Origin of the sequence: Limimaricola sp. AA108-03 (assembly GCF_050847355.1) — a bacterium.
Taxonomy (GTDB): Bacteria; Pseudomonadota; Alphaproteobacteria; order Rhodobacterales; family Rhodobacteraceae; genus Limimaricola.
This window is the reverse complement of the sequence record NZ_CP193755.1, coordinates 1,474,950-1,498,725: the sequence shown is the minus strand read 5'-3', so window position 1 is coordinate 1,498,725 and position 23,776 is coordinate 1,474,950. Positions and strand designations below refer to the sequence as shown.

The 23,776-nt window shown below is 67.4% G+C and carries 22 protein-coding genes and 1 tRNA gene; 11 read left to right on the top strand and 12 right to left on the bottom strand.

The genetic code is table 11. The features are described from left to right. Positions 1 to 3: 3 nt before the first annotated feature. Entirely contained in the window at positions 4 to 540 is a 537-nt protein-coding gene (locus ACRAQ3_RS07350; RefSeq protein WP_269396303.1) for a component of SufBCD complex, read from the bottom strand. Positions 541 to 659: 119 nt separating this feature from the next. On the opposite strand from ACRAQ3_RS07350, the gene hemB reads away from it, so the two are divergent. After that, entirely contained in the window at positions 660 to 1,658 is a 999-nt protein-coding gene (gene hemB, locus ACRAQ3_RS07345; protein ID WP_432256191.1) for a porphobilinogen synthase, read from the top strand. Between the two features lie 104 nt (positions 1,659 to 1,762). Further along, positions 1,763 to 2,320 (top strand): YSC84-related protein, encoded by a 558-nt coding sequence (locus tag ACRAQ3_RS07340; RefSeq protein WP_269396301.1) that lies wholly within the window; start codon positions 1,763 to 1,765, stop codon positions 2,318 to 2,320. A 2-nt stretch (positions 2,321 to 2,322) separates the two neighbouring features. On the opposite strand, the gene ACRAQ3_RS07335 is transcribed toward ACRAQ3_RS07340, so the two are convergent. Then, complete coding sequence (locus ACRAQ3_RS07335) at positions 2,323 to 3,579, bottom strand: DUF2254 domain-containing protein (protein WP_432256190.1); 1,257 nt, start codon at positions 3,577 to 3,579, stop codon at positions 2,323 to 2,325. An 82-nt stretch (positions 3,580 to 3,661) separates the two neighbouring features. Here ACRAQ3_RS07335 and ACRAQ3_RS07330 point away from each other — a divergent pair, with 82 nt between their 5' ends. Next, complete coding sequence (locus ACRAQ3_RS07330; RefSeq protein ID WP_432256189.1) at positions 3,662 to 4,282, top strand: nucleotidyltransferase family protein; 621 nt, start codon at positions 3,662 to 3,664, stop codon at positions 4,280 to 4,282. A gap of 36 nt (positions 4,283 to 4,318) precedes the next feature. Here ACRAQ3_RS07330 and ACRAQ3_RS07325 read toward each other — a convergent pair whose 3' ends face one another. The 5 genes from ACRAQ3_RS07325 to ypfJ all read right to left on the bottom strand — a co-directional run bounded on the left by ACRAQ3_RS07325 (position 4,319) and on the right by ypfJ (position 10,135). Continuing rightward, a complete protein-coding gene (locus tag ACRAQ3_RS07325; protein ID WP_432256188.1) occupies positions 4,319 to 6,688 on the bottom strand; it encodes a Hint domain-containing protein in 2,370 nt (789 codons plus the stop codon). A 560-nt stretch (positions 6,689 to 7,248) separates the two neighbouring features. Further along, entirely contained in the window at positions 7,249 to 7,851 is a 603-nt protein-coding gene (locus ACRAQ3_RS07320) for a DUF1190 domain-containing protein (protein WP_432256187.1), read from the bottom strand. A gap of 23 nt (positions 7,852 to 7,874) precedes the next feature. Then, positions 7,875 to 9,050 carry a glutathionylspermidine synthase family protein gene (locus ACRAQ3_RS07315; RefSeq protein WP_432256186.1) on the bottom strand — a complete coding sequence of 392 codons (1,176 nt, stop codon included), beginning with the start codon at positions 9,048 to 9,050 and terminating at the stop codon, positions 7,875 to 7,877. Positions 9,051 to 9,153: 103 nt separating this feature from the next. Next, a tRNA-Leu gene (locus tag ACRAQ3_RS07310) sits at positions 9,154 to 9,238 on the bottom strand. Positions 9,239 to 9,283: 45 nt separating this feature from the next. Further along, positions 9,284 to 10,135: a KPN_02809 family neutral zinc metallopeptidase gene (gene ypfJ, locus ACRAQ3_RS07305; RefSeq protein ID WP_432256185.1), complete on the bottom strand. Its 852-nt coding sequence runs from the start codon at positions 10,133 to 10,135 to the stop codon at positions 9,284 to 9,286. Positions 10,136 to 10,228: 93 nt separating this feature from the next. Between ypfJ and ACRAQ3_RS07300 the strand changes: the two genes are divergently transcribed. The 3 genes from ACRAQ3_RS07300 to rocF all read left to right on the top strand — a co-directional run bounded on the left by ACRAQ3_RS07300 (position 10,229) and on the right by rocF (position 12,279). After that, entirely contained in the window at positions 10,229 to 10,807 is a 579-nt protein-coding gene (locus ACRAQ3_RS07300; protein WP_269396294.1) for a YqaA family protein, read from the top strand. Next, positions 10,804 to 11,262: a disulfide bond formation protein B gene (locus ACRAQ3_RS07295; RefSeq protein WP_432256184.1), complete on the top strand. Its 459-nt coding sequence runs from the start codon at positions 10,804 to 10,806 to the stop codon at positions 11,260 to 11,262. Before ACRAQ3_RS07300 ends, ACRAQ3_RS07295 begins: the two co-directional genes overlap by 4 nt. Before the next feature lie 93 nt (positions 11,263 to 11,355). Beyond that, positions 11,356 to 12,279 carry an arginase gene (rocF, locus tag ACRAQ3_RS07290; RefSeq protein ID WP_432256183.1) on the top strand — a complete coding sequence of 308 codons (924 nt, stop codon included), beginning with the start codon at positions 11,356 to 11,358 and terminating at the stop codon, positions 12,277 to 12,279. A gap of 70 nt (positions 12,280 to 12,349) precedes the next feature. On the opposite strand, the gene ACRAQ3_RS07285 is transcribed toward rocF, so the two are convergent. Further along, positions 12,350 to 12,625 carry an usg protein gene (locus tag ACRAQ3_RS07285; protein ID WP_432256182.1) on the bottom strand — a complete coding sequence of 92 codons (276 nt, stop codon included), beginning with the start codon at positions 12,623 to 12,625 and terminating at the stop codon, positions 12,350 to 12,352. 207 nt (positions 12,626 to 12,832) lie between these two features. Here ACRAQ3_RS07285 and gyrA point away from each other — a divergent pair, with 207 nt between their 5' ends. The 4 genes from gyrA (at position 12,833) to gluQRS (ending at position 18,109) form a co-directional block, all read left to right on the top strand. Next, a complete protein-coding gene (gene gyrA / locus ACRAQ3_RS07280; protein ID WP_432256181.1) occupies positions 12,833 to 15,589 on the top strand; it encodes a DNA gyrase subunit A in 2,757 nt (918 codons plus the stop codon). 67 nt (positions 15,590 to 15,656) lie between these two features. Further along, positions 15,657 to 17,024 carry a methylenetetrahydrofolate--tRNA-(uracil(54)-C(5))-methyltransferase (FADH(2)-oxidizing) TrmFO gene (gene trmFO, locus ACRAQ3_RS07275; RefSeq protein WP_432256180.1) on the top strand — a complete coding sequence of 456 codons (1,368 nt, stop codon included), beginning with the start codon at positions 15,657 to 15,659 and terminating at the stop codon, positions 17,022 to 17,024. A 59-nt stretch (positions 17,025 to 17,083) separates the two neighbouring features. Continuing rightward, positions 17,084 to 17,269 (top strand): hypothetical protein, encoded by a 186-nt coding sequence (locus tag ACRAQ3_RS07270; protein ID WP_085896641.1) that lies wholly within the window; start codon positions 17,084 to 17,086, stop codon positions 17,267 to 17,269. After that, the gene (gene gluQRS, locus ACRAQ3_RS07265) at positions 17,270 to 18,109 is read left to right on the top strand and encodes a tRNA glutamyl-Q(34) synthetase GluQRS (RefSeq protein WP_432256179.1); all 840 of its coding nucleotides are present in this window, start codon (positions 17,270 to 17,272) and stop codon (positions 18,107 to 18,109) included. Positions 18,110 to 18,151: 42 nt separating this feature from the next. Here the strand turns inward: gluQRS and hisI are convergent, their stop codons facing one another. Then, on the bottom strand, positions 18,152 to 18,508 hold the full coding sequence (gene hisI, locus ACRAQ3_RS07260; protein ID WP_269396287.1) for a phosphoribosyl-AMP cyclohydrolase: 357 nt from the start codon (positions 18,506 to 18,508) through the stop codon (positions 18,152 to 18,154). 66 nt (positions 18,509 to 18,574) lie between these two features. Here hisI and ACRAQ3_RS07255 point away from each other — a divergent pair, with 66 nt between their 5' ends. Next, on the top strand, positions 18,575 to 19,045 hold the full coding sequence (locus ACRAQ3_RS07255; RefSeq protein WP_432256178.1) for an iron-sulfur cluster assembly scaffold protein: 471 nt from the start codon (positions 18,575 to 18,577) through the stop codon (positions 19,043 to 19,045). A gap of 171 nt (positions 19,046 to 19,216) precedes the next feature. Here ACRAQ3_RS07255 and ACRAQ3_RS07250 read toward each other — a convergent pair whose 3' ends face one another. The 3 genes from ACRAQ3_RS07250 to ligA form a co-directional block, all read right to left on the bottom strand. Continuing rightward, positions 19,217 to 19,339: a hypothetical protein gene (locus ACRAQ3_RS07250; RefSeq protein WP_269396285.1), complete on the bottom strand. Its 123-nt coding sequence runs from the start codon at positions 19,337 to 19,339 to the stop codon at positions 19,217 to 19,219. Positions 19,340 to 19,462: 123 nt separating this feature from the next. After that, positions 19,463 to 21,559 (bottom strand): ATP-dependent DNA helicase RecG, encoded by a 2,097-nt coding sequence (gene recG, locus ACRAQ3_RS07245; protein WP_432256177.1) that lies wholly within the window; start codon positions 21,557 to 21,559, stop codon positions 19,463 to 19,465. Next, entirely contained in the window at positions 21,556 to 23,745 is a 2,190-nt protein-coding gene (gene ligA, locus ACRAQ3_RS07240; protein ID WP_432256176.1) for an NAD-dependent DNA ligase LigA, read from the bottom strand. Before ligA ends, recG begins: the two co-directional genes overlap by 4 nt. Positions 23,746 to 23,776: the final 31 nt, after the last annotated feature.

Genomic DNA, 23,776 nt, shown 5'->3' with positions numbered 1-23,776 from the left:
GGATCAGAACCCCGGGGCGACCGAAAGGTTCTGATACATGCCGTACATGGCGGTGACGAAGATCGACACCATGCCTAGAAGCTGCACCCAGAACCGGTGACGCGAGAGGTGGCGGCAGAGCGCCTCGGCCTCCGGGCGTTCGACCGCGATGCGCCGCGCGGTGGCGAAGCTCATCGCCGCCACGATGCTGAGCGGCAGCAGGATCAGCACCACCGCCTGGGCGAACTCGATATCGTACCAGAAGGCCAGCAGCGACAGCGAGGACAGGCCGAAGGTCGTGACCCCGATCAGCCAGCTGCCCGCGACATGGCCCAGATGCAGCATCCGGTTGATGTTGATCCGCACCATGTCGATCAGATCGCGCTCGGACTGACCGCCGAAGCGGCGGGCCCGCACCACCATGTCGAAGGGCACGCCGAGCACGCGATGGCTCGCCGCGGACCAGATGAGCGCCAGCATGATCCAGAACCAGAGATTTGAGAAGGATCGCATGTCGATCACTTCGAAGAGCGTCTGGGTCAGGTCCACGTTCGGCAACATCCGGTCTTGCAATCGGGCCGAGCCTAGACGCGGGCCCGGAACTTGCCCAGCCTTGTGGGTCACGGCAAACCGTGCCACCCCCTGATTGTGATATGAAAACCCCGCCCGGGAGACGCCCCATGCAGCCCTTCTCCGCCCCCTACCCGCTCTCGCGTCCGCGCCGGTTGCGTCGGACCACGGCGCTGCGCGCCATGGTGCGCGAAACGGCGATGACGCCCGACAACCTGATTTGGCCGATCTTCCTGCAGGCGGGCCGCGGCGAGGAGAGCGCCATCGCCTCGATGCCCGGCGTGTCGCGGCTCACCGTCGACCGCGCCGTGAGGGCCGCGCGCGAGGCGCATGGCTTGGGCATCCCGGCGATGTGCCTGTTCCCCTATACCGGCCCCGAAAGCCGTACCGAGGACTGCGCCGAGGCGTGGTCGGACGACAACCTCACCAATACCGCGATACGCGCGATCAAGGACGCGGTGCCGGAGATGGCGCTGATGACCGACATCGCGCTCGATCCCTACAACGCCAACGGCCATGACGGTTTCGTGGTCGATGGCGAGATCGTCAACGACCCCACGGTCGAGGCGCTGGTCAAGATGGCACTGGCGCAGGCGCGGGCCGGGGCCGACATACTCGGCCCCTCTGACATGATGGACGGGCGCATCGGTGCGATCCGCGCGGCGCTGGAGGCCGAGGGCCACGGTCAGGTGGCGATCCTGAGCTACGCCGCCAAGTTCGCCTCGGCCTTTTACGGCCCGTTCCGCGACGCGGTGGGCGCCTCCGGCGCGCTCAAGGGCGACAAGAAGACCTACCAGATCGATCCGGCCAACGCCGAGGAGGCGCTGCGCATGGTGGGGCGCGACCTCACCGAGGGGGCGGACATGGTGATGGTCAAGCCGGGCATGAGCTATCTCGATATCTGCCGCCGCGTGAAGGACGCCTACGAGGTGCCGACCTTCGCCTATCAGGTCTCGGGCGAATACGCGATGATCGAGGGCGCGGCGCGTAGTGGCTGGCTCGACGGCGACCGGGTGATGATGGAAAGCCTTCTGGCGTTCCGCCGCGCCGGCTGCGACGGGGTGCTCACCTATTTCGCGCCGCGTGCCGCGCGGATCATGGCTGGCTGAGCCCTGCCGGGCCATCGGCGGATGACAGCGCGGGCGGGCTGGCCTATGGTTCGCCCGACCGCCCGGACACAAGGGCGGCGCGACATCACATGAGGGGCAGCGACATGGACAAGACGACACGGCGCGGGCTGATGCTCGGCCTCGGCGCCACCGGCCTTCTGGCCGCCTGCGGCAACGGCGTGGGCAGCGACGGCGGATCGCGCATCGACGCAAGGGTGCAGAGCACGCTCGATCACATGTATGACCGCTACCCGGGCACCCGCGAGCTGGCGGCCCAGTCCAGGGGCATGCTGGTGATGCCGCTGGTGACCGAGGTCGGTCTCGGTCTCGGTGGCGCCTATGGGCGCGGCGCGCTTCTCGTGGGGCAGAGCGTGGTCGATTACTACTCCGCGACTTCCGCCAGCGCGGGCCTGCAGATCGGTGCGCAGCAGTTCAGCCACGTGCTGTTCTTCATGACCGAGCAGGCGCTGGGCGATTTCCGTCGCGCGCCGGGCTGGGCGGCGGGCGCCGACGTGGAATACGCGATCAACGACCGTGGCGAGATGCTGCGCGCCGAGACCATCACGTCGCTGTCGCCGGTGATCGCGGTGGTCTTCGCGCAGACCGGGCTGCGGGTCGGCGCGACGCTCGAGGGGACCAAGTACAGCCGCATCATCCCCTGACCTCATCGCTGCCGCAGCGCCTCGGGCGCCGTGGCCTCGAGCCGTTCGAGATCCGGCGCGAAACCGATCGCCGCGCGGCCCCGTGCCAGCGCCTCGGCGCTCATGCGGTGCGCGGCATCGGCGATGGTCGGGTCGGGGTGACGCTCCAGCGCGGCCAGTGTCTTGAGCATCGAGATCAGCACCTCGACCTGCCCCGCCCCGTCGCGGGCGATCGAGCCGAAGCCGTCCTGCATCAGATCCGCCGCATCGAGCGGTACGACCCAGAGCCGGTCGTGCAGGGTCTCGTGCACTCCATGGCCGATCTCGTCGCGATAGGAGCCGATCACCCGGCCGATCCGGCCGATCACGTCGATCGCGGTTCCGGGATCGTTGATGCCGGGGCTCAGCGCCTTGGAGCCGATCTCGGACAGCATGATCAGCGAAAAGCGCGGGTCCTGCTCGGAGGTGCGCAGCTCGCCCAGATGGATGTTCGCGCGGGCCGCCTGATCCAGCGCCTCGCCGCCGCCCACCAGATGCGCCAGGGGTTCGCCCCGATGCACGAAGCGACCGATCGGCGCGTCCAGATAAACCCGTCCGTCATGTTCCTCGGCCGCGGCCTGAAGACTTTCCTCGTAGATCGCCTGCACATAGGCGGTGCGCTCGGCGAGCAGCGGCCGGGCATGGGCCGGAATCCCGCCGGGCTCGAGCACATGCCCCCCGAGGCAGGGCCGCTCCATCCGCACCTTGAAGCTGCGCAGCGCCTCGCGCTCGATCCGCGCGGTGGTGTCGACGAGACTGCCAAGCGCTTGCAGATGCAGGATCCAGCGCAGGATCACGAAGACGATCAACACTAGCACCGCCAGCGTGGCGAGATAGAGCGTCACGATCTCCTTCTCGCCGTAATAGGGCGTCGACAGCAGGATGATCGCGGCGAGAGAATAGATATAGGCGCCGACGAAGGTGGCGAGGACGGTCTGGGTCGTGGTGTCGGCGAGCAGCATCCGATGCGCCCGCGGCGTCCATTTCGACGAGGCCGACTGGTGCACCGACACCATCACCGACAGCGAGAAGGTGGTGACCGCGAGCATCGATGTGGAGATGATGTCGAGCAGCCGGTTCAGCGCATCGGCACCGATCACCTCCGACAGCCCGTCCGGGATCATCGGGCCGAACAGCTTGGCCGCGCCGAGCGCCACGAAGGCGAGGCCTGAGATCAGCGCGACGCGCACCCAAAGCCGGCGCGACAGGCGGTGGATCTTGCGCAACAGGGTGGGAAACATGCATTCTTCCGTGTCAGACCGCTTCTGCCTTGATGCGCGCGGCGTCACGGCCCCAACGCCAGCCATCGAAAGGGAGTTGCACGTGTTTCCCCTGTTGATCCTCGCAGCAGGCCGTTCGAGCCGGATGCGCGGCGCCGACAAGCTCGCGCAGGAGATCGACGGCGTGCCGCTGCTGCGCCGTCAGGTGGCGGCGGCGATCGCGGCGGGGGCGCATGCCCATGTGGCGCTGCGCCCCGGCGATCCGCGCGCTACGCTGATCTCAGGTCTCGACGCCGTGATCCTGCCGCTCGAGGAAAGCGCCGAGGGCATGGGCGGCACGCTGCGCGCGGGCGTCGCGCGGCTGCCCCCCGCGCGGCGTTTCGGACTGATGCCCGCCGATCTTCCCGATCTCGACGCGGCGATGATCGCGCGGGTGATCGCTGCCGCGGCGCGCGAGGATGGCGCGCTGGTCTGGCGCGGCGCGACGGCGGCGGGCCGTCCTGGCCACCCGGTGTTCTGCGACGCCGCGCTGAGGCCGCGCTTCGCGGCCCTCTCTGAGGCGCAGGGCGGGCGTGCCGTGCTCGCGCCATATGCTGCGCGGACACGGCTCGTGCCCCTGCCCGGAGAGGCGGCGCTGCGTGACCTAGACACGCCCGAGGACTGGGCCGGATGGCGGGCACGAAAAAGGGCGGAGGAATACGCTCCCCCGCCCGGCACTGGTTAAACTCGGCGGGCGCGTGTCCTGCGCGCCCTTGTGTTCTCAGACCACCATCAAGCGCGCCTCGTGACGCTTGAGCGACTTGCGGGCGGAGCGGTAGCCCTGAAGTCCCTCGCGACCGCGCAGTTCGGGGAACAGCTCGAAGATCTCGTCCCGTTGCTCGGCGCCGATCCCCTTGAGCGAGTGGTCGCCGGGCTGGAAGCTCTCGGTCCAGGCGCCGTTCGACAGCACCACCTCGTGGCGGTCGAACATGAAGTGGATGTAGCTGGTGCGCATCACGTCGATGGCGTGAATGCCCTGCGAGCCGACCAGATGCTTGGCCGCGGCCAGAACCTCGCTGTCCTCGAAGTAGAGCTGGGCCCGGTCACCGGTGAGCAGCAACCGGTGGTTGGGCGAGACCATCATGTCGCGTTCGGGCAGCCCGTTGCCGAGCGCGCCGGCGCGGATCATCACCGGCTTGAGATGCGGGCTGGTCAGGAACTGCGCCGGTCCGACCTGCTTGTGGCCGACCCAGCGGATCTCCTGGATGCCGTTGTCGCGGGTGATGACGCGGTCGCCCTCGCGCAGCTCCTCGACCAGCCGCTCGCCGCGCGGCGTGGCGATCACGGTGCCCGGGGTGAAGCAGGGCACGACGTTCTCGATCTCCTCGAAGCGCAGCGTGGTGCCGTCCTTGAAGTAGACGATACCATCCTCGCGGTCGTCCGAGGTGTATTCGATCCGGTCGATATCCTCGCCGCTCAGGTCGAGCGTGTCGTAGTCGTCGCCGCCCTCGCCGCCGACCACGTGGTCGCCGCCATTGCCGCCGATGAAGCTGTCGCGATCATCCTCGCCCGAGAGGAAATCGTTGCCCTGACCACCGATGATCGTATCGTTGCCCTTGCCGCCAAAGACGGTGTCGTCGTCGATGCCGCCATCGAGCGTGTCATCGCCCAGCCCGCCAAAAAGCGTGTCGTCGTCATCCTGGCCGAGGATGGTGTCGTTGCCCTTGCCGCCATGGAGTTCGTCCCGGCCGTTGTCGGTGACGAGATCGCCCTGATCGTCGCGGATGTTCAGGCTGTCGGGGAACTTGGGATCGAGGCCGCCGCGGATCACGTCGTCGCCGTCGCCACCGAAGATGGTGTCGTTGCCCTCGCCGCCGGTCAGCTGGTCGTTGCCCTTGTTGCCATAGACGAGGTCGTCATCGATGCCGGCATCGACGATGTCGTTGCCCTCGCCGCCATGGATCGTGTCCTGATCGTCGCCGGTCGTGATCGTGTCGTTGCCCTTGCCGCCGAAGACCAGGTCGCGGTCGTCATAGGGGTCGGGATCGGCCTTGAGATCGGGATAGGGGTTGTCGAAGCGATCGAGATCGGCCTGACGGTCGCCATCGCTCGTGTCGATCACGTCGTCGCCGTCGCCGCCATGGATCTCGTCATTGCCAGCGCCGCCGAAAAGCGTGTCGTTGCCGGCGCCGCCGAAGATGGTGTCGTCGCCCGCCTCGCCATAGACGGTGTCATGGCCGGCGCCTGCGTGGACGATGTCGTCCCCAAGGCCGGCGCGCACCGTGTCGTCGCCGCCATAGGCCTCGATCCGGTCGTCGTTGGGAGCGTCGTCGCCGAGGATCGCATCCTCGTTGTCGACCCGGTCGCCATCCGGATCACCGGTATAGGCGAGGTCGATCATGTCGTTGCCAGCGGTGCCCTCGACGATGCCGTCGGGAACCTTGGGGCAGCTCACGTTGAGCGCGACCTCGGCCGTGTCGGTGCCGCCGCGGTCATCGGTGATGGTATACTCGATTACCACGTCGCCGGCGAAACCCGGCTCGGGGGTGTAATGCAGCGAGCCGTCATCCTGGATGACCACCTCGCCGCGGCTGGCGCGCGCGCCGGTGACGCGCAGCGGATCACCGTCCGGGTCGCTGTCGTTGGCGAGCACGTCGATGGTGACGGCCATGCCCTGGCTGGTGCTGGCGCTGTCGTTCTGGGCGTCGGGCGCGTGGTTGCCCTGCGGGTCCTTCTTGAAGTGCTCGATGTTGTAGAAATCGAGCCGCTCGCCGGTCGGCTGCATGTGCTCGTCGAGGAACTGGATCCAGCCGCTCGAGCCGTTGCCGTCGCCATCGGGGACGATGTCCTTGGCATAGACGTTGCCCATGCCGCGCAGGTCGAGCGTATCGAAATCGTCCGCCTCGCCCGCGCCGCCGCCATACACGGCACCGCCGCGCCCGGAGGTGAAAGTGTCGGCGCCGTCGCCACCATACAGCGTGTCATGCGCGTCCCCGGACAGGTGATCATCGCCCGTATCGCCATAAACTTCGTCTGCCCCGGCGCCGCCGTCGATCCGATCGTTGCCCGCGCCGCCATAAATCGCGTCGTCGCCGGCCCCGCCATACAGCGTGTCGTCACCCGGGGTTCCGTCGATCCGATCGTTCGCCATTCCTCGTCTCCTTCATCGGGACACCGTCCCTGCCCGCACTCGCTCGGATCCTCGCCGCCTGCCCGCCAATGGGCGCACCGGTGGACTCCGGCAACGGCTCGGGCGGCTGCCCATATGGAGGTCTGCCGTCTCCCCCCAGGGTCACGTGCAGAACTTCGGGTCTCCGCCAGTTTCGGGACGGAGCGTCCTTTCCAAGCTCGAAACACAAATATTACGCAGGACCCGGCCGACAAAGGAAAAATTGCCCAAAACATGGCGCCAAAGGGTCATCTATCGGGAGAAGAGAGGGCCTTCATGGAAGCAGCGGCGGCAGATTGGCCGACTTGAGGAAACAGAAGCCTTCGCCAAACCGCCACAATTCCATCGAAAACAGGCTACTGGCGATTGTCGGTCATTTTATTGTCGCCAGAACCCGAACGACCGGCGCCACAATCCATGCGTCACCGACCTATACCTTTGCCTCATTACCGCCACTATTCTTCGTTGCCGGATCGCGGCTAGTGGCGCAGCTTCGGGGCGATTATCCGCACGGAGCAGGGAAACGCGGCGAAGGCGACGGCTCAGCCGCCGAAGCTGCGTAGACCGCCGCCAGTGCGCGCCGCGCCGAAGCCGCCCGTGCGGGCCACGGTGGCGCGGGTCATCGGCGCCGCGGTGCGGGTCACCGGCCCGGCCTTGAAGGCATTGGGAGACAGCGAGGTGCTGCCACGCGCCTGATTCAACACCGTACCGCCGGGGGTGGCGAAGCCGCCGGATGAACGCCCATAGAAGGGCTGCGCCATCGCGCCGCGCCCGCCGAGCATGTTGCCCAGAAGGTAGCCCGCCATCAGTGGCAGGAACACCGAGCCACCGCCGCCCGGTCGTTCCTCGACCATGCACTCGCCGCCATGTTCGGCCTCGCAGAGTGCCTCGTCGTCGTAGCGCGGCGCGGTTTCGACATGCGCCTCGAGCGCTTCGCCGAAGCCCTGCTCGCAGCTTTCTTCGGTAACCCAGGTGCCCGGCCCGGCCGCGGCTTCGAGGCAGGCATCGAGCGTCGGGAAGGCTGCGGAAGGCACCTCCTCCTCGCGGCAGGCGGCCAAGCTGAAGGCGGCGGCGCCCAGAAGCGCGATGCGCACGTGGCGCGAGCGCTTGCGCGGGGTGGCGGCGGGATGGCTGGCGATGGTCATGGCGGTCTCCTCCTCGCGCGCGGTCAGGCGCGGATGAAATGCGGCTTGAAACGGCTCAGGTCGCGCGTGATGCGGCCGCGATCCTCGCGCAGCCCCATCGCCACGCAAGTCTCGCCGACGATCCAGGCGCCGACCACCGGGTGCATGCCGTCGAAGACCGGCAGCGGATGGTAGGCCTGCAGGATCGCCGGATGACCGTCATAGCTGCGATCCGGCGCACGCTCCCTGCCCTGCGGCGTCACGATATCTATGCTCGATCCCTCGCGGGAGAAGAGGGGTTTGCGTACATGGCCGTCCGACAGCGCCGTGCGGGCGGCGGGCTGGGTCGCCTCATCCTCGAAATAGGCGGGAAGCAGGTTCGGATGCCCCTCGAACAGCCGCCACAGCACCGGCAGGATGCCCTTGTTCGACAGGATCGCCTTCCAGGGCGGCTCCAGGAACTGACAGCGGGCCTGCGGCAACGCCTCGGCGAAGTCGTCGCGCAGCATGTCCTCCCAAGGGTAAAGCTTGAACATCGCGCCGATCACCCGGCCCTCACCATCGGCGAACTGGCCCGCCTCGGTCAGGCCGATCTCGGGGATCGGCACGAAATGCGCGCCGAGGCCCGCCTCGCGTGCGGCCCACGCCATGTATTCCGTTGTGGCGTAATCTTCGGGGTCATCGGGAAAACAGGCGAAATGCAGATCGGTATCGGGCGCGAATATCTCCGCCAGCCGCGCCACCAAAGCCTCGTGGAGCCCGTTGAACTGGTCCGAACCCTCGGGCAGCGCTCCCGCCCCGACCATGTCCTCGAGCCACTGCCACTGGAAGGCCGCGCTCTCGTAGAGGGCGGTCGGCGTGTCGGCGTTGTATTCGAGCAGCTTCGCGGGGCCCTCGCCGTCATGGGCCAAGTCGAAACGCCCGTAGAGTTCAGGCTCGCCCGCTTCCCAGGACGCCGCGATCATCGGCCGGGCCGCTTCGGGGATCGCGAGACGGTCCATCAGGTCGTCGGAGCGTAGCACGTGGTCCACGGCCTCGCGGCACATGCCATGCAGCTCGGTAGCCGGGTCCTCGATCATCGTCTCGACCTCGTCGAGATCGAAGGCGTAGACGGTGTCCTCGTCCCAATAGGGCTCGCCATGCATGTGATGAAAGGTAAAGCCGGCCTCGCGGGCCTTTTCCTCGAAATCCGGGCGGGCGCCCGTGGCGATGCGCTGCATGATCGGTCCTCCCGCGCGCAACCTGCGCGCCAATCGGACCTATCGCGAGCACGCGGCGCGAGCCAGCCCCAAGAGCGGCCTCGCATCAAAACGTGAGGAAAGCTGGTGCCGGTGGGGGGACTCGAACCCCCACGCCTTGTGGGCGGCGGATTTTGAATCCGCTGCGTCTACCATTCCGCCACACCGGCCAGCCCGACCCGCATAGACCGGCCCGGCGATCCCGTCAACGCGCCTCAGATGCGATCCGTGGCGAAGGTGTCGCAGGCCTCGAGACTGCCCTGCTCATAGCCAGTCGCGAACCAGCGCTGGCGTTGCTCGGAGGTGCCATGGGTGAAACTGTCGGGCCGCACCGTGCGCCCCGCCTCGCGCTGCAAGGTGTCGTCTCCAATCTGAGCCGCGGCATTCATCGCCTCCTCGATGTCGCCCGGCTCGAGCGAGCCGAACATCGCCTCGGCCCGGCGCGCCCAGATGCCCGAGAAGCAGTCGGCCTGAAGCTCGATGCGCACCGACAGAGCGTTCGAAGTGGCCTCGTCGCTGCGCTGGCGCACGGCGTTGACCTCGCCCAGCACGCCCAGCTCGTTCTGTACGTGGTGCGCAACTTCGTGTGCCACGACATAGGCGGCGGCGAAATCGCCGCCCGCGCCGAGCCGCCGGTCAAGTGTGGTGAAGAAATCGGTGTCGAGGAAGATCCGCTCCTCGGGCGGGCAGTAGAACGGACCGGTGGCAGCCGAAGCGCCGCCGCAGGCCGATTGCGTCGCCCCCTTGAACAGCACCAGCTCGGCCGGCTCATAGGCCCTTCCAACCTCGTTGGCGAATATGTCGGCCCAGATTTCCTCGGTATCGGCGAGGGTGACGGACACGAACTGCGCCGCTTCCTCGTCGGCGGCGGTGATCTCGCCGCCACCGCCCCCCTGCATCTGTCCGTCATCCAGAAGCGGCGTCAGGTCCACCCCGAGGAAATAGCCTACGACCACGATGGCTAGGAGCCCGAAGCCGCCCGCTCCGCCGATGGCCACGCCGCGCCCGCCGCCCGAGCGGCGCCTGTCGATGATGTTGCCGCTGCCCCGGCGTCCACGCCATTTCATGTCATCGTTCTCCCCTGCGGGCGATTGCCCGGTTGACCCCGCGCCGGGGCCGTGTTCCTGAACAGGTGACGTTTCAGAGGTGACCCGAGTTCCATGCTGCGCCGTTTCTATGACATGACCATTTCCCTGGCGGGTCACCGTCACGCCCTGCCCGCCCTTGGCGCGGTGAGTTTCGCCGAATCCTCCGTCTTCCCGATTCCGCCGGACGCGCTGATGATCCCGATGATCCTCGCCCGGCCGCGCCGCGCCTGGGTCATCGCGCTGGTCTGCACGCTGGCCTCCGTGGCCGGCGCGCTTCTGGGTTACTGGATCGGCGCGGCGCTGTTCGACAGCCTCGGCCAATGGGTGCTCGACCTCTATGGCAAGGCCGAGAAGTTCGAGGAGTTCCGGCTGCGCTACAATGACTGGGGCGCATGGGCCGTGCTGGTCGCCGGCGTCACGCCGTTTCCCTTCAAGGTGATCACGATCGCGTCGGGGGTGACCGGGCTTTCGCTGCCGGTGTTCATTGTCTCCTCGATCATCGCTCGCGCGGCGCGGTTCTTCCTCGTGGCGGCGATCCTGCGCGTGTTCGGCGACGTCGCGCGGGACTTCATCGAGCGGCGGCTTGGTCTGGTCTTCACCGTCTTCTGCGCCATGCTCTTCGCCGGTTTCTACGCGACGAGGTACTTGTGAGCCGCACCCTGACCATTCTTCTCGCCACGCTCGGCTCGGCCGCGCTGCTGGGCGGGGCCTTCATCTTCCAGGCCTTCGGCTACCCGCCCTGTGCCATGTGCATCTGGCAGCGCTGGCCGCATGGCATCGCCATCGCCATCGGCCTGATCGCGTTGATGCTGCCGGGCCGGGTCCTGCCGCTGCTGGGCGCGCTGGCCGCCGTGACCACGGCCGCCATCGGCGTGTTCCACACCGGGGTCGAGCGCGACTGGTGGGAAGGCCCGGCGAGCTGCACCGGCACCGGCCAGAGCCTCGGCTCGTTGTCGGGTGGCGACCTGCTGTCGATGGACGGCCCGCGCCTGGTGATGTGCGACGTGGTGAGCTGGGAATTGTTCGGCCTGTCGATGGCGAGCTGGAATGCCCTGTTCTCGCTGGTGCTGGTCGGCCTGTGGGTCACCGCGCTGCGCCGCAGCTGAGCGAGGTATCCGCCTTGAGGGCGCTTCACCGGCGTCAGGGCGACCCGAGGATACCCCTTGCCGGCGCACCTATGGGCACGCCATGATCCCGGCATGACAGATTGCATCCTCATCGGCGCCCCGGTGGATTGCGGCAAGCGACGCCGCGGCTGCCTCATGGGCCCCGACGCCTATCGTACCGCAGGTCTCGCAGAGGCGCTCGCCTCGCTGGGCCACGGTGTCACCGACATCGGCAACGTCGCCCCCGACCGGGTCGAGGTCGCACCGCCGCGCAACGGCGCGGTGCACGAACTTGCGCTCAATGTCGGCTGGACCGCGGCCCTGATGCGCGCCGCGCGCGAGCAGGCGCCGAATGGCTTCCCGATCTTCATGGGCGGCGACCATGCGCTGTCGCTCGGCACGGTGGCCGGGATGGCCGCGCATGCCGAGGAGATCGGCCGCCCGCTCTTCGTGCTCTGGCTCGACGCACATAGCGATTTCCATACGCCCGACACCACCACCACCGGCAACCTGCACGGCACGCCGCTGGGCTACGTCACGGGCCGCGAGGGCTTCGACGCCTTTCCGCCGCTGCAGGCGACGGTGCCGGTGAGCCGGGTCGGCATGATCGGGCTCAGGAGCGTCGATCCCGAGGAGCGCGCCGCGCTCGAGGATGGCGACGCGACCCTGGTCGACATGCGAATGATCGACGAGATCGGCATCGCGCGCCCGCTCTCGGAATTCCTCGACCGCGTTCAGGAGGCCGACGGCATCCTGCACGTCTCGCTCGACGTCGACTTCCTTGACCCGGCCGCCGCTCCCGCCGTTGGCACCACGGTGCCCGGCGGCGCGACGGTGCGTGAGGCGCATCTGGCGATGGAGATGCTGTCCGACAGCGGTCTCGTGGCCTCGCTCGACCTCGTCGAGTTGAACCCCTCCCTCGACGAGCGCGGCCGCACCGCGGCGTTGATGGTCGAACTGGCGGCTTCGCTGATGGGTCGCAGGGTGTTCGACCGGCCCACCCCGCGCGGCGCCTGAGCGACTTTGTTCCCGAAATACGCCGGGGGTCCGGGGGCAGCGCCCCCGGGGCTTCCCGACAGCGCCGCGCTCAATGATAATGGAACTCGCCGGTCACGTTGCGCCATTCACCCGGCGAGATCAGCTTTCGGTGCGTGAAACGAACCGAGTGCAGCGGCCCCTCGATCTCATCCTGCCAGAACTCGATGAATTCGAACAATCTAGGATGATCCGGCGCCAGGTCGTAATCCTGCCAGACGAAGCTGTTGAGCACGTGCCAGTAGTCGGGCATGCGATAGAACAGCTCGGCCGTGGTGAGCCCGTAGCCCTTGAGCATCAGTTCGGTTTCCGAGAGGTCCTGCGGCATCGAATGGCTCCTGCGTGGCATGCGGGCTTGACCCCGCCACTCGATTCCAGCATGAAACCACAAAAAGTCAATTATCCCAGTTTGTTAGCCACTGCCCTCAGCGGCTGCCAGCAGGTGGCGGCATCCTCTGTTGCGCCCCATATGGCGCGGGTGCTATAGGTTTGGCTCACAATATATAGCAGTCACAAGACAGCAGGCTTTCCCCCCGTGAGCGACATTCCCGACACACCCGAGACCGACGATTCCATGCCCGAGCGCCCCGCGCCCAGCGGCCCCACGGTCTCCATCGTCGAGGAGATGAAGACCTCCTATCTCGATTACGCGATGAGCGTGATCGTCAGCCGCGCGATCCCGGATCTGCGCGACGGGCTCAAGCCCGTGCACCGGCGTATCCTCTATGCCATGCACGAGACCGGCAACGCGCATGACAAGCCCTATCGCAAGTCGGCCCGCCCCGTGGGCGACGTGATGGGCAAGTATCACCCCCACGGCGATTCAGCCATCTACGACGCGCTGGTGCGGATGGCGCAGGACTTCTCGATGTCGCTGCCGCTTCTGGACGGCCAGGGCAACTTCGGCTCCATGGACGGCGACAACGCGGCGGCCATGCGCTACACCGAGGTCCGCATGGACCGCCCGGCGGCGTTCCTGTTGTCTGACATCGACAAGGACACGGTCGATTTCCAGGACAACTACGACGGCAAGGACCGCGAACCCACGGTCCTGCCGGCCCGTTTTCCGAACATGCTGGTCAACGGCGCGGGCGGCATCGCCGTCGGCATGGCGACCAACATCCCGCCGCACAATCTCGGCGAAGTCATCGACGCCTGTCTCGCGCTGATCGACGACCCGGACCTCTCCTCTGAGGGGCTGATGGAGTTCGTCCCCGGCCCCGATTTCCCGACGGGCGGGCTGATGCTGGGCCGTTCCGGCGCGCGCAAGGCCTATCTGGAGGGCCGCGGTTCGGTGATCATCCGCGCCAAGACCCATGTCGAGGAGCTGCGCAAGGATCGCTACGCCATCGTCGTCGACGAGATCCCCTATCAGGTGAACAAGGCCTCGATGATCGATCGCATCGCCGAGGCCGCGCGCGACAAGCGGATCGAGGGGATCGCCCATGTGCAGGACGAGAGCGACCGCTCCGGCGTGCGCGTCGTCGTCGAACTCAAGCGCGACGCCACGCCCGAGGTGGTGCTGAACCAGCTGTTCCGCTTCACGCCGATGCAGACCTCGTTCGGCTGCAACATGCTGGCGCTGAACGGCGGCCGCCCCGAAACCCTGACCCTGCGCGGTTTCTTGACCGCCTTCCTCGACTTCCGCGAAGACGCGATCGCGCGGCGCACCGCGTTCTTGCTGCGCAAGGCGCGCGAGCGCAGCCACATCCTGTGCGGCCTCGCCGTGGCGGTGTCGAATGTCGACGAGGTCGTGGCCACGATCCGGTCCTCGGCCGATGCAGCCGATGCGCGCGAAAAGCTGATGACGCGTGCATGGCCCGCGCATGAGATCATCGAATACATCAAGCTGATCGACGACCCGCTCCATCCGGTGAACGATGACGGCACCTACAACCTGTCCGAGGCGCAGGCCCGCGCGATCCTCGAACTGCGACTGCAGCGTCTGACCCAGATCGGCGTGCAGGAAGTCACCGACGAGCTGCAGGAGCTGGCCGCGAAGATCCGCGACTATCTCGACATCCTGTCCTCGCGCGAGCGGATCCTGACGATTATCCGCGAGGAACTGCGCGAAGTGCGCGATCTCTTCGCGGTGCCGCGCCGGACCGAGATCGTCGACTGGGCTGGCGACATGGAGGACGAGGACCTCATCGAGCGCGAGGACATGGTCGTCACCGTGACCCAGGGCGGCTACATCAAGCGCACGCCGCTGGCCGAGTTCCGCTCCCAGCGGCGCGGCGGCAAGGGCCTGGGCTCGATGCAGACCAAGGAGGACGATGTCGTCACCTCGCTCTTCGTCGCGAACACGCATGACCAGATGCTGTTCTTCACCACCGAAGGCATGGTCTACAAGCTGAAGTGCTGGCGCCTGCCGCTCGGCAGCCGCACCGCGCGCGGCAAGGCGATCGTGAACATCCTGCCGATCCCCACGGGCGTCTCGATCGCGGCGATCATGCCGGTCGACCGCCCCGAGGAGGACTGGTCCGACCTGCAGATCGTGTTCGCGACCTCCGCGGGTGACGTGCGCCGCAACGCGCTGTCGGACTTCACCAACGTCATGCGCAACGGCAAGATCGCGATGAAGCTGCCCGAGAATGTCAGCCTCGTGAACGCGCGCATCGCGTCAGAGGATGACGACGTGATGCTGGTCACGGATTCCGGCCGGGCGATCCGCTTCCGCACCACCGATGTGCGGGTGTTCCAGGGCCGCTCCTCGACCGGCGTGCGCGGTATCCGTCTGTCGGATGATGACCACGTGGTGTCGATGGCTGTGATCCCGCATTTCGAGGCCGAGGCCTCTGAGCGGGTGGCCTATCTCAAGATGCGCCGCGCCATGGCGGGGATCGCCGACGATGCTGAGGCCGAGGATGATGACGAGGGCGTCGTCGCCGGGGCGCTGTCGCCCGAGCGCTATGCCGAGATGTCGGCTTCCGAGACGTTGATCCTGACAATCTCCGCCCGCGGCACCGGCAAGCTGTCGTCGAGCCATGACTATCCGGTTCGCGGTCGCGGCGGCATGGGCGTCAATGCCACCGACAAGGGGATGCGCGGCGGTCCGATCGTTTCGGCCTTCCCGGTCGAGACCGGGGACCAGATCATGCTGGTGACCTCGGCCGGCCAATCGATCCGGGTACCGGTGGACGGGATCTCGTTCCGCTCGCGTTCGGCCGGCGGCGTGAAGGTGTTCGACACCGGGCGTGGCGAAGAGGTCGTCTCGGTGGCGCGGATCGCCGATCAGGGCGACGCGGTGGACGCGGTCGAGGCCGCGGCCCCGGAGGACGGCACCGAGTGAGACAGCGCCCCGTCCGGTTCGCCGGACGGGGCTTTTCTTTGGCCGCCGCTGCGCCTATCTGGGCGCCATGACAGAACCTCTTCACATCGTCGGCGGTGGCATGGCCGGCTCCGAAGCCGCCTGGCAGGCCGCCAATGCCGGCATTCCCGTCATCCTGCACGAGATGCGCCCCAAGACCGGCACCTTCGCGCACCGCACCGGCGACCTCGCCGAGATGGTCTGCTCCAACTCGTTCCGCTCGGACGATGACGAGCAGAACGCGGTGGGCCTGCTGCATTGGGAGATGCGCGCCGCGAACGGGCTCATCATGTCGACCGCCGACCGGCACCGCCTGCCGGCCGGGGGCGCGCTGGCCGTCGACCGCGATCCCTTCGCCGCCGATGTCACGGCCCAGCTCAAGGCGCATCCCAACGTCACGGTCAGCTACGAGGAGATCACCGATCTGCCCGAGACCGGGCACTGGATCTTCGCCACCGGGCCGCTGACCTCACCGGCCTTGGCCGAGGCCATCTCGTCGGTGACCGGCACCGGCGCGCTGGCATTCTTCGACGCCATCGCCCCCATCGTCTATGCCGAGAGCATCGACATGTCGAAGGCCTGGCTGCAATCGCGCTATGACAAGGGCGAGACCGAAGAAGAGCGTACCGCCTACATCAACTGCCCGATGACGAAGGACCAGCACGAAGCCTTCATCGACGCGCTTCTGGCTGCCGACAAGACCGAGTTCCACGAGGGCGAAACTGCGGGCTATTTTGACGGCTGCCTGCCGATCGAGGTGATGGCCGAGCGCGGGCGCGAGACGTTGCGCCACGGACCGATGAAGCCCGTGGGGCTGACCAACCCGCATGATCCGGAGAACAAGCCTTACGCCGTGGTGCAACTGCGCCGCGACAACAAGCTGGGCACGCTCTACAACATCGTGGGCTTCCAGACCAAGATGAAGTACGGCGCGCAAACCGATGTTTTCCGTATGATTTCCGGACTTGAGAACGCACGTTTCGCGCGGCTGGGCGGGATTCATCGCAACACGTTCCTCAACAGCCCGACGCTGCTGGATGCGGAAATGCGGCTCAAGGCCCGGCCGAACATCAGGTTCGCGGGCCAAGTGACCGGGGTCGAAGGATATGTCGAAAGCGCGGCCATGGGGCTGCTGGCGGGTCGGCTCGCCGCTGCCGAGATCCTCGGCGGCTCGGTGCCCGCGGTGCCGCAAACCACGGCGATGGGTGCGCTCGTCACCCATATCACCGGCGGTGCCGAGGCGAAGACGTTCCAGCCGATGAACGTGAATTTCGGGCTGTTCCCGCCGCTGGACGGCGTGCGTGGCGGGCGGCGCGGGCGCAAGGACCGCTACAAGGGCTATACCGACCGTGCCAAGGAGGATTGGCGGGGCTGGCTCGCGGCGCAGGAAACCTCCGTGGAGGCCGCTGGCGCCTGAGCCCTTGCCGCGCGGCCCCCGGGACCACATCTCGGGGGCAGACAACGAATGGACGATTGATGCTCTATATCCTCGCGCTGCTGCTACCGCCCGTCGCCATCATGCTCACCGGTCGGGTGATCCTCGGCATGGTGGTGCTGGTGATCTGGTTCCCGGCGATCCTGATCTCCGGCGGTCTGGGCCACCCGATCTTCATCCTGCTGGCATGGCTGATCATTCACCAAAGCGCGGTGAAGCGCGGCTGAATGCGCGTCACCCGCTTCGCGCCATCGCCCACCGGGCCCCTGCATCTGGGCCACGCCTTTTCGGCGCTGACGGCCCATGCGCGGGCCGAGGGCGGGACCTTCCTGCTTCGGATCGAGGATATCGACCGTCAGCGGTCGAAGCCCGAATGGGAGCGTCGGATCCATGACGATCTGCATTGGCTCGGTCTTGAGTGGCCCGAGCCGGTGATGCGGCAGTCGGAGCGGATCTCCGTCTATCGCGAATCCCTCCAATACCTCTGGGCCGAGGGCCTTCTATACCCCTGCAGCTGCAACCGGCGCGACATATTGGAGGCGGCCTCGGCCCCCCAGGAAGGCGGGCCGCGTTTCGGGCCCGACGGCATGATCTACCCCGGCACCTGCCGCAGCCATGATCGATCGGGGCCGTTGCCCGAGAACATGCCGCTGCGGCTCGACTTGCGGCATGCAATGAGCCGGATCGACGGCCCTCTGCGCTGGACCGAGACCGGCACCGATCCCGGCCCGCGCGAGATCGACCCCGCCGCCTTGATCGAAAGCGTCGGCGATCCGGTGCTCGCGCGGCGCGACATGGGCACCTCCTACCATCTTGCGGTGGTGATCGACGATGCGGATCAGGGTGTGACGGAGGTGGTGCGCGGCCGCGATCTGCTCGAGGCCACGCCGCTGCATGTGGCGCTGCAAAGGCTCATGGATCTACCGGTCCCCGATTACCACCACCATCGCCTGATCCGCGACGAAACCGGCCGTCGTCTCGCCAAGCGCGACGACGCGCGGGCCATCGGCCTCTACCGCGCCGAAGGGGCAAGCCCGGCCGATATCCGGAAGATGATCGGCTTCTAGGCTACTTTGTTCTTCAAATACGCAGATCCGACGCCGGCAGCCTCACGCCATCGGCCGGGTCAACTCGACCTCCTCACCCTCGCGGATCGCGGTATAGAAGCAGTTGCGCCGGCCGGTATGGCAAGCCGGGCCGGATTGTTCGACCTGCAACAATAGGCAGTCGCGGTCGCAATCGACGCGCATCTCGACCAGCACCTGCTGGTTGCCCGAGGTCGCGCCCTTTTCCCAGAACTCCTGCCGCGAGCGTGACCAGTAGGTGACGCGACCCGAGGCGAGCGTCTTCTCGATCGAGGCCGCGTTCATCCAGGCCATCATCAGCACCTCGCCCGTGGAGGCCTCCTGCGCGATGGCGGGGATCAACCCGTTGGCGTCGTAGCGAAGCGTCTTGGGGTCGAACATCGGCACAAACCTTTTGCATCCCGGGGCGTCGTGCCTATCTAGAGGCACGACTGACGAGAGGCAAACATGACCGAGCGCGCCAGCGGCGAGACCGACCTGATCAAGCTCTATTCGCAGCGCATCCTCGCGTTGACGACGGAAATGCCGCTGACCGAGCGGCTGGATGCGCCCGACGCCACGGTGAGGCGGCGCGCGCCATTGTGCGGCTCGACCGTGACGGTCGATGTGACGGTCGAGGATGGCCGGGTGAGCGGATACGGACAGGACGTCAAGGCCTGCGCGCTGGGTCAGGCAGCGGCGGCGATCGTCGGCGGTGCCGTGATCGGGCGCGATCATGGCGAGCTGGCCCACGCCCGCGACCAGCTGCGCGCCATGTTGACCGAAAACGGTCAGGTGCCCGAGGCCCCCTTCGACGGGTTCGAGGTGCTTCTGCCTGCGCGGGAGTACCGCAACCGGCATGCCTCGATCCTGCTGGCGATCGAGGCGGTGACGCAGGCGGTGGAGGAAGCCGAAGCACGCCGACGCGCCGCAGTCTGACAGCACGGAAAAAAAGCCGCCGCGCATCCTTCGGGATGGCGGCGGCGAAGGCGGGACCCTTCGGGGCTCCGGCCGCGCGCCGAAGCATGGCTTCGAGGCGACGGATGGGCGATCCGCCGCGATTGCCCCGCGGGATCAGGGCTGCGGCGACCGGCAAAGGGTCCGGGCAGATCAGATCAGGCCGGGCAGCCACAATCCGACGAACAACAGGATCATCAGAGACGCCGCGCCCAGCGCGTCGGCGACGAGGGTGTCGCGAGAGCGGTTCACTGCAAGTTTGAGTTCCTGGGCCATCCGCGTCTCCTCTCTCCAAGCTCCTGTTGCCGCTTTGTTCCCATACAGGGCGGCCCCTGTAAAGAACTTTATGAGAACATTGCAGCCGAGCCGAGGTAATGAGTTGTAATAAGTAAGAATTTTTCAACCGACGGAGATCAGCCGTATGGCCCGGTCCTGCTCCATGAGCCAAAGGAGAACACGTGCGGAACGTCCGCGTTCTCCTTCCAAAGCGGGATCGATGGTCAGCAGCGTGCGCGCATCGCTCTGCGCCAAGGCCATCAGTCCGGCGTGGCGCTCCAGATCAGCGATGCGGAATCGCGGCAGGCCGGATTGCGCGGTACCGATCACGTCGCCCGCGCCACGCATCGAGAGGTCCTCCTCGGAAATGCGAAAGCCGTCCTCGGTCTCGCGCATGATCTCCAGCCTGCGTCGCGCGGTCTCGCCAAGGGGCGGCTGATACATCAGCAGGCAGGTGGACTTGGCGCTGCCGCGCCCCACCCGACCGCGAAGCTGGTGCAACTGCGCGAGACCGAAATTCTCGGCACGCTCGATCACCATGATCGAGGCGGCAGGCACGTTGACACCCACCTCGATCACCGTGGTGGCGACGAGCACCTTGGTTTCACCCGCGACGAAGCGCGCCATCGCGGCATCCTTGTCGGCGGGGGGCAGCTGTCCGTGCACCAGCCCCACCACGCCCTCGCCCAGCGCGGCGCGCAGATGCTTGAACCGTTCCTCGGCCGCCGTCATGTCGGAGACCTCGCTCTCCTCGACCAGCGGGCAGACCCAGTAGGCCTGTCGCCCCTCCGCCACGGCGGCACGCAGCTTCTCGACCACCTCACCCAGCCGCTCGGTCGAGACCAGCGCCGTTGTGACGGGCGTGCGCCCGGGCGGCTTCTCGTCGAGCACGCTGACATCCATGTCGCCGTATTGGGTAAGCGCGAGGCTGCGCGGGATCGGCGTGGCGGTCATCACCAGGACGTCGACGCCGCGCCCCTTGGCGCCAAGCTCCATCCGCTGCGCCACGCCAAAGCGGTGCTGTTCGTCGATCACGGCGAGGCGCAGGTCGCGGAACTCCACGTCCTTCTGGAACACCGCATGGGTGCCCACGAGGATCTGGATACGCCCTCCTACCAAGGCCTCGAGCTTGCGGCGCCGTTCCGCCCCCTTGTCCCGTCCGGTAAGCAACTCGATCACCACGCCCGCGCTTTCGGCCAAGGGCTGCAGGCCTTCGAGGTGCTGACGGGCGAGGATCTCGGTGGGGGCCATCATCACGCCCTGCCCGCCTGCTTCGACCGCAACGAGCAGCGCCATCAGCGCCACGAGCGTCTTGCCCGACCCGACATCGCCCTGAAGCAGCCGGTTCATCCGGCTCTCCGCGCCCATGTCGCGGGCGATCTCGTCCACCGCACGGGCCTGTGCCCCCGTAGGCGCATAGGGCAGCGCCGCGAGGACGCGCCTGCGATGCCGCCTGTCGCCGATACTGGATCGTCCCGGCGCCCGGCGCGCGGTGGCGCGGGCCAGCGCAAGGGTGATCTGGTGCGCCAGCAGCTCGTCATAGGCAAGGCGCAGCCGCGCGGGATGGGTGGGCGAGAGATCGGCCGCCCCTTGGGGTTCATGCGCCCGACCCAGCGCCTCGCGCCAGGATGGCCAGCCCTCGCGCTGCAGGAGGCCCGGATCGATCCATTCGGCCAGGTCGGGAGCGAGGCCCAGCGCCGATTGCGCAGCGCGCGCCATCTGTTTCTGGGTGATCCCGTTCGATAGCGGATAGACCGGCTCGAAGGCGAGGATCTCGTCCTCCTTCTCGACCGGCAGCACGTGGTCGGGATGCACCATCTGCGCCAGCCCGTCGAATAGCTCAAGTTTGCCGGAAACGACGCGGCGCGCCCCGATGGGCAGCAACCGTGGCACGTAATCGCCCTTGGCATGGAAAAAGACGAGCTGGAACGCGGTTTCGCTATCCTCCACCGTGACCCGCCAGGGCCGCCCCTTGGCCGCGGGCGCATGGTGGCGCACCACCTCGACCTCTACCGTCACCACGGCGGGCGGCACCACCTCGCGGATGCTGCCCTTGCGGGCCCGGTCGATGCCCGAATGCGGCAGGGTCAGCAGGACGTCGCGCGGCCGCGTCAGACCTGCCGCCTCGAAGGCGGGCACGCTCTTGGGGCCGATGCCCTTGAGCTTCTGGATGTCCCCGAAAAGCGGAAACAGGATCTCGGGGCGGCCCTTGACGCTCATGCGTCGCCGATCAGCGCGAGCCAGCCATCCTCGTCGAGCACCTCCACGCCCAAAGCTTCGGCCTTGGCCGCCTTGGAGCCGGCGCCGGGTCCCGCGATCAGCAGGTCGGTCTTGCCCGACACCGAACCCGCGACCTTGGCGCCGAGCTGTTCGGCGCGGGCCTTGGCCTCGGCCCGGGTCATCTTCTCGAGCGTGCCGGTGAACACCACGGTCTTGCCCGCCACGGGGCTGTTCTCGGTGCGCGGCTTTTCGGCGGGCCGGATCTCGAGCTGCGCCACCAGCCGGTCGACCGAGGCGCGCTCCGCCTCCTGGCTCAGCGCGGTCACGAGGCTCACCGCCACGGTAAAGCCGATACCGTCGATACCCGTGATTTCGGCCCAGTTCGGACTGTCGGGAAGGGCCACCTTGCGCGCCTTGTCGTCCTCGGCCTGCGCCGCGGGCTCATTGGCGGCGGCATCGATGGCGGTGATCAGCGCGTCCCATGTTCCGAAATGCCGGGCAAGAACATTGGCGGCCACTTCCCCCACATGCGCGATCCCCAAGCCGAACAGCATCCGTCCCAGCGGCACCTTGCGGGCGGTATCGATCGCGTCGAACAACGCAGCGGCGGATTTCTCGCCCCAGCCCTCGCGATTCTTGAGCTGCTGCATCCCCGTACCGTAGCGCTCGCGAAGCATGAAGATGTCGGCGGGCTCCTTGATCCAGCCATCGCGGTAGAACTGTTCCACCTGCTTGGCGCCCATGCCGTCGATGTCGAAGGCGGCACGGCTCACGAGATGGCGCAGCTTCTCGACCGCCTGAGCCGGGCAGATCAGTCCACCGGTGCAGCGACGGACGGCATCGCCCTCCTCCCGCGGCGCGGCGGAGCCGCATTCGGGGCAATGATCCGGGAACACATAAGGAACACTGTCCTTGGGACGGCGTCCGAGATCGACATCGGCGATCTTCGGGATCACGTCGCCGGCACGGTAGACCTGCACCCGATCGCCTTCACGGATGTCGCGTCCCTCGCGAATCTCCATCCCCTTGGAATCGCGGCCCCTGATGTAATCCTCGTTGTGCAGCGTGGCATTAGAGACGACGACGCCCCCCACCGTCACCGGCTTGAGCCGCGCCACCGGCGATAGCGCGCCGGTACGGCCCACCTGAATCTCGATCTTCTCCAACGTGGTCCAAGCCAGCTCGGCGGGGAACTTGTGCGCCAGTGCCCAGCGCGGCGTGGTCGAGCGCATGCCGAGGCGGCGCTGAAACGCCAAGTCATCTACCTTGTAGACCACGCCGTCGATATCATAGCCCAGATCGGCGCGCTTGGCCTCGATCTCGCGATACGCCTCGACCATCTTCTCCGGTGTATCGCAGCGCCGGGTCAGCGGGTTGGTGCAGAACCCCAGTTCCTGAAGTCGAACGATGGCGTCGTATTGATGCGTGGCCAGCGGCGCGGACAGCTCGCCCCAGGCATAGGCAAAGAAGCGCAGCGGCCTGAGCCTCGTGATTTCCGGGTCGAGCTGACGCAGGGATCCGGCGGCGGCGTTGCGCGGATTGGCGAATGTCTTCGAACCGCGCTCGGCGTGCCGGGCATTGAGAGCGGCGAAATCGGCGTGGCTCATATAGACTTCGCCGCGCACCTCGAGCACGTCGGGTGCATCTTCCAGCGTGTCGGGGATGTCGTCGATGGTCCGGGCATTGGCGGTGACGTCCTCGCCCACGGCACCGTCGCCGCGCGTGGCGGCGCGCACCAGACGCCCCTGCTCGTAGCGCAGCGATAGAGACAACCCGTCGATCTTGGGCTCGGCCGTGAAATCGAGCGGCGCGTCCTCGGCGAGGCCGAGGAATTTACGCACCCGCATCGCGAACTCGGTCACCTCCTCGTCGGTGAAGGCATTGGAGAGCGACAGCATCCGCACCGCGTGGGGCACCTTGCCGAAACCTTCGGCGGGTGCCGCGCCCACCTGCTCGGAGGGACTGTCGACGCGCTTGAGCGCCGGGAAGCGCGCCTCGATCTCGGCATTTCGCGCGCGCAGGGCATCATAGGCGGCGTCGCTGATCTCGGGGGCATCCTCGACGTGATAGGCCGTGTTGGCCGCGCCGATCTCGGCGGCGAGCCTTTCGAGCTCCTCTTTCGCCTGCGCCTCGGTAAGCGTCGCGACCTCGATCGCCCGCAGATCCTGTTCCGCCGTCAAAGCCATCTCCCGGTCCCCGTCACGGGCCGAGCCGCCC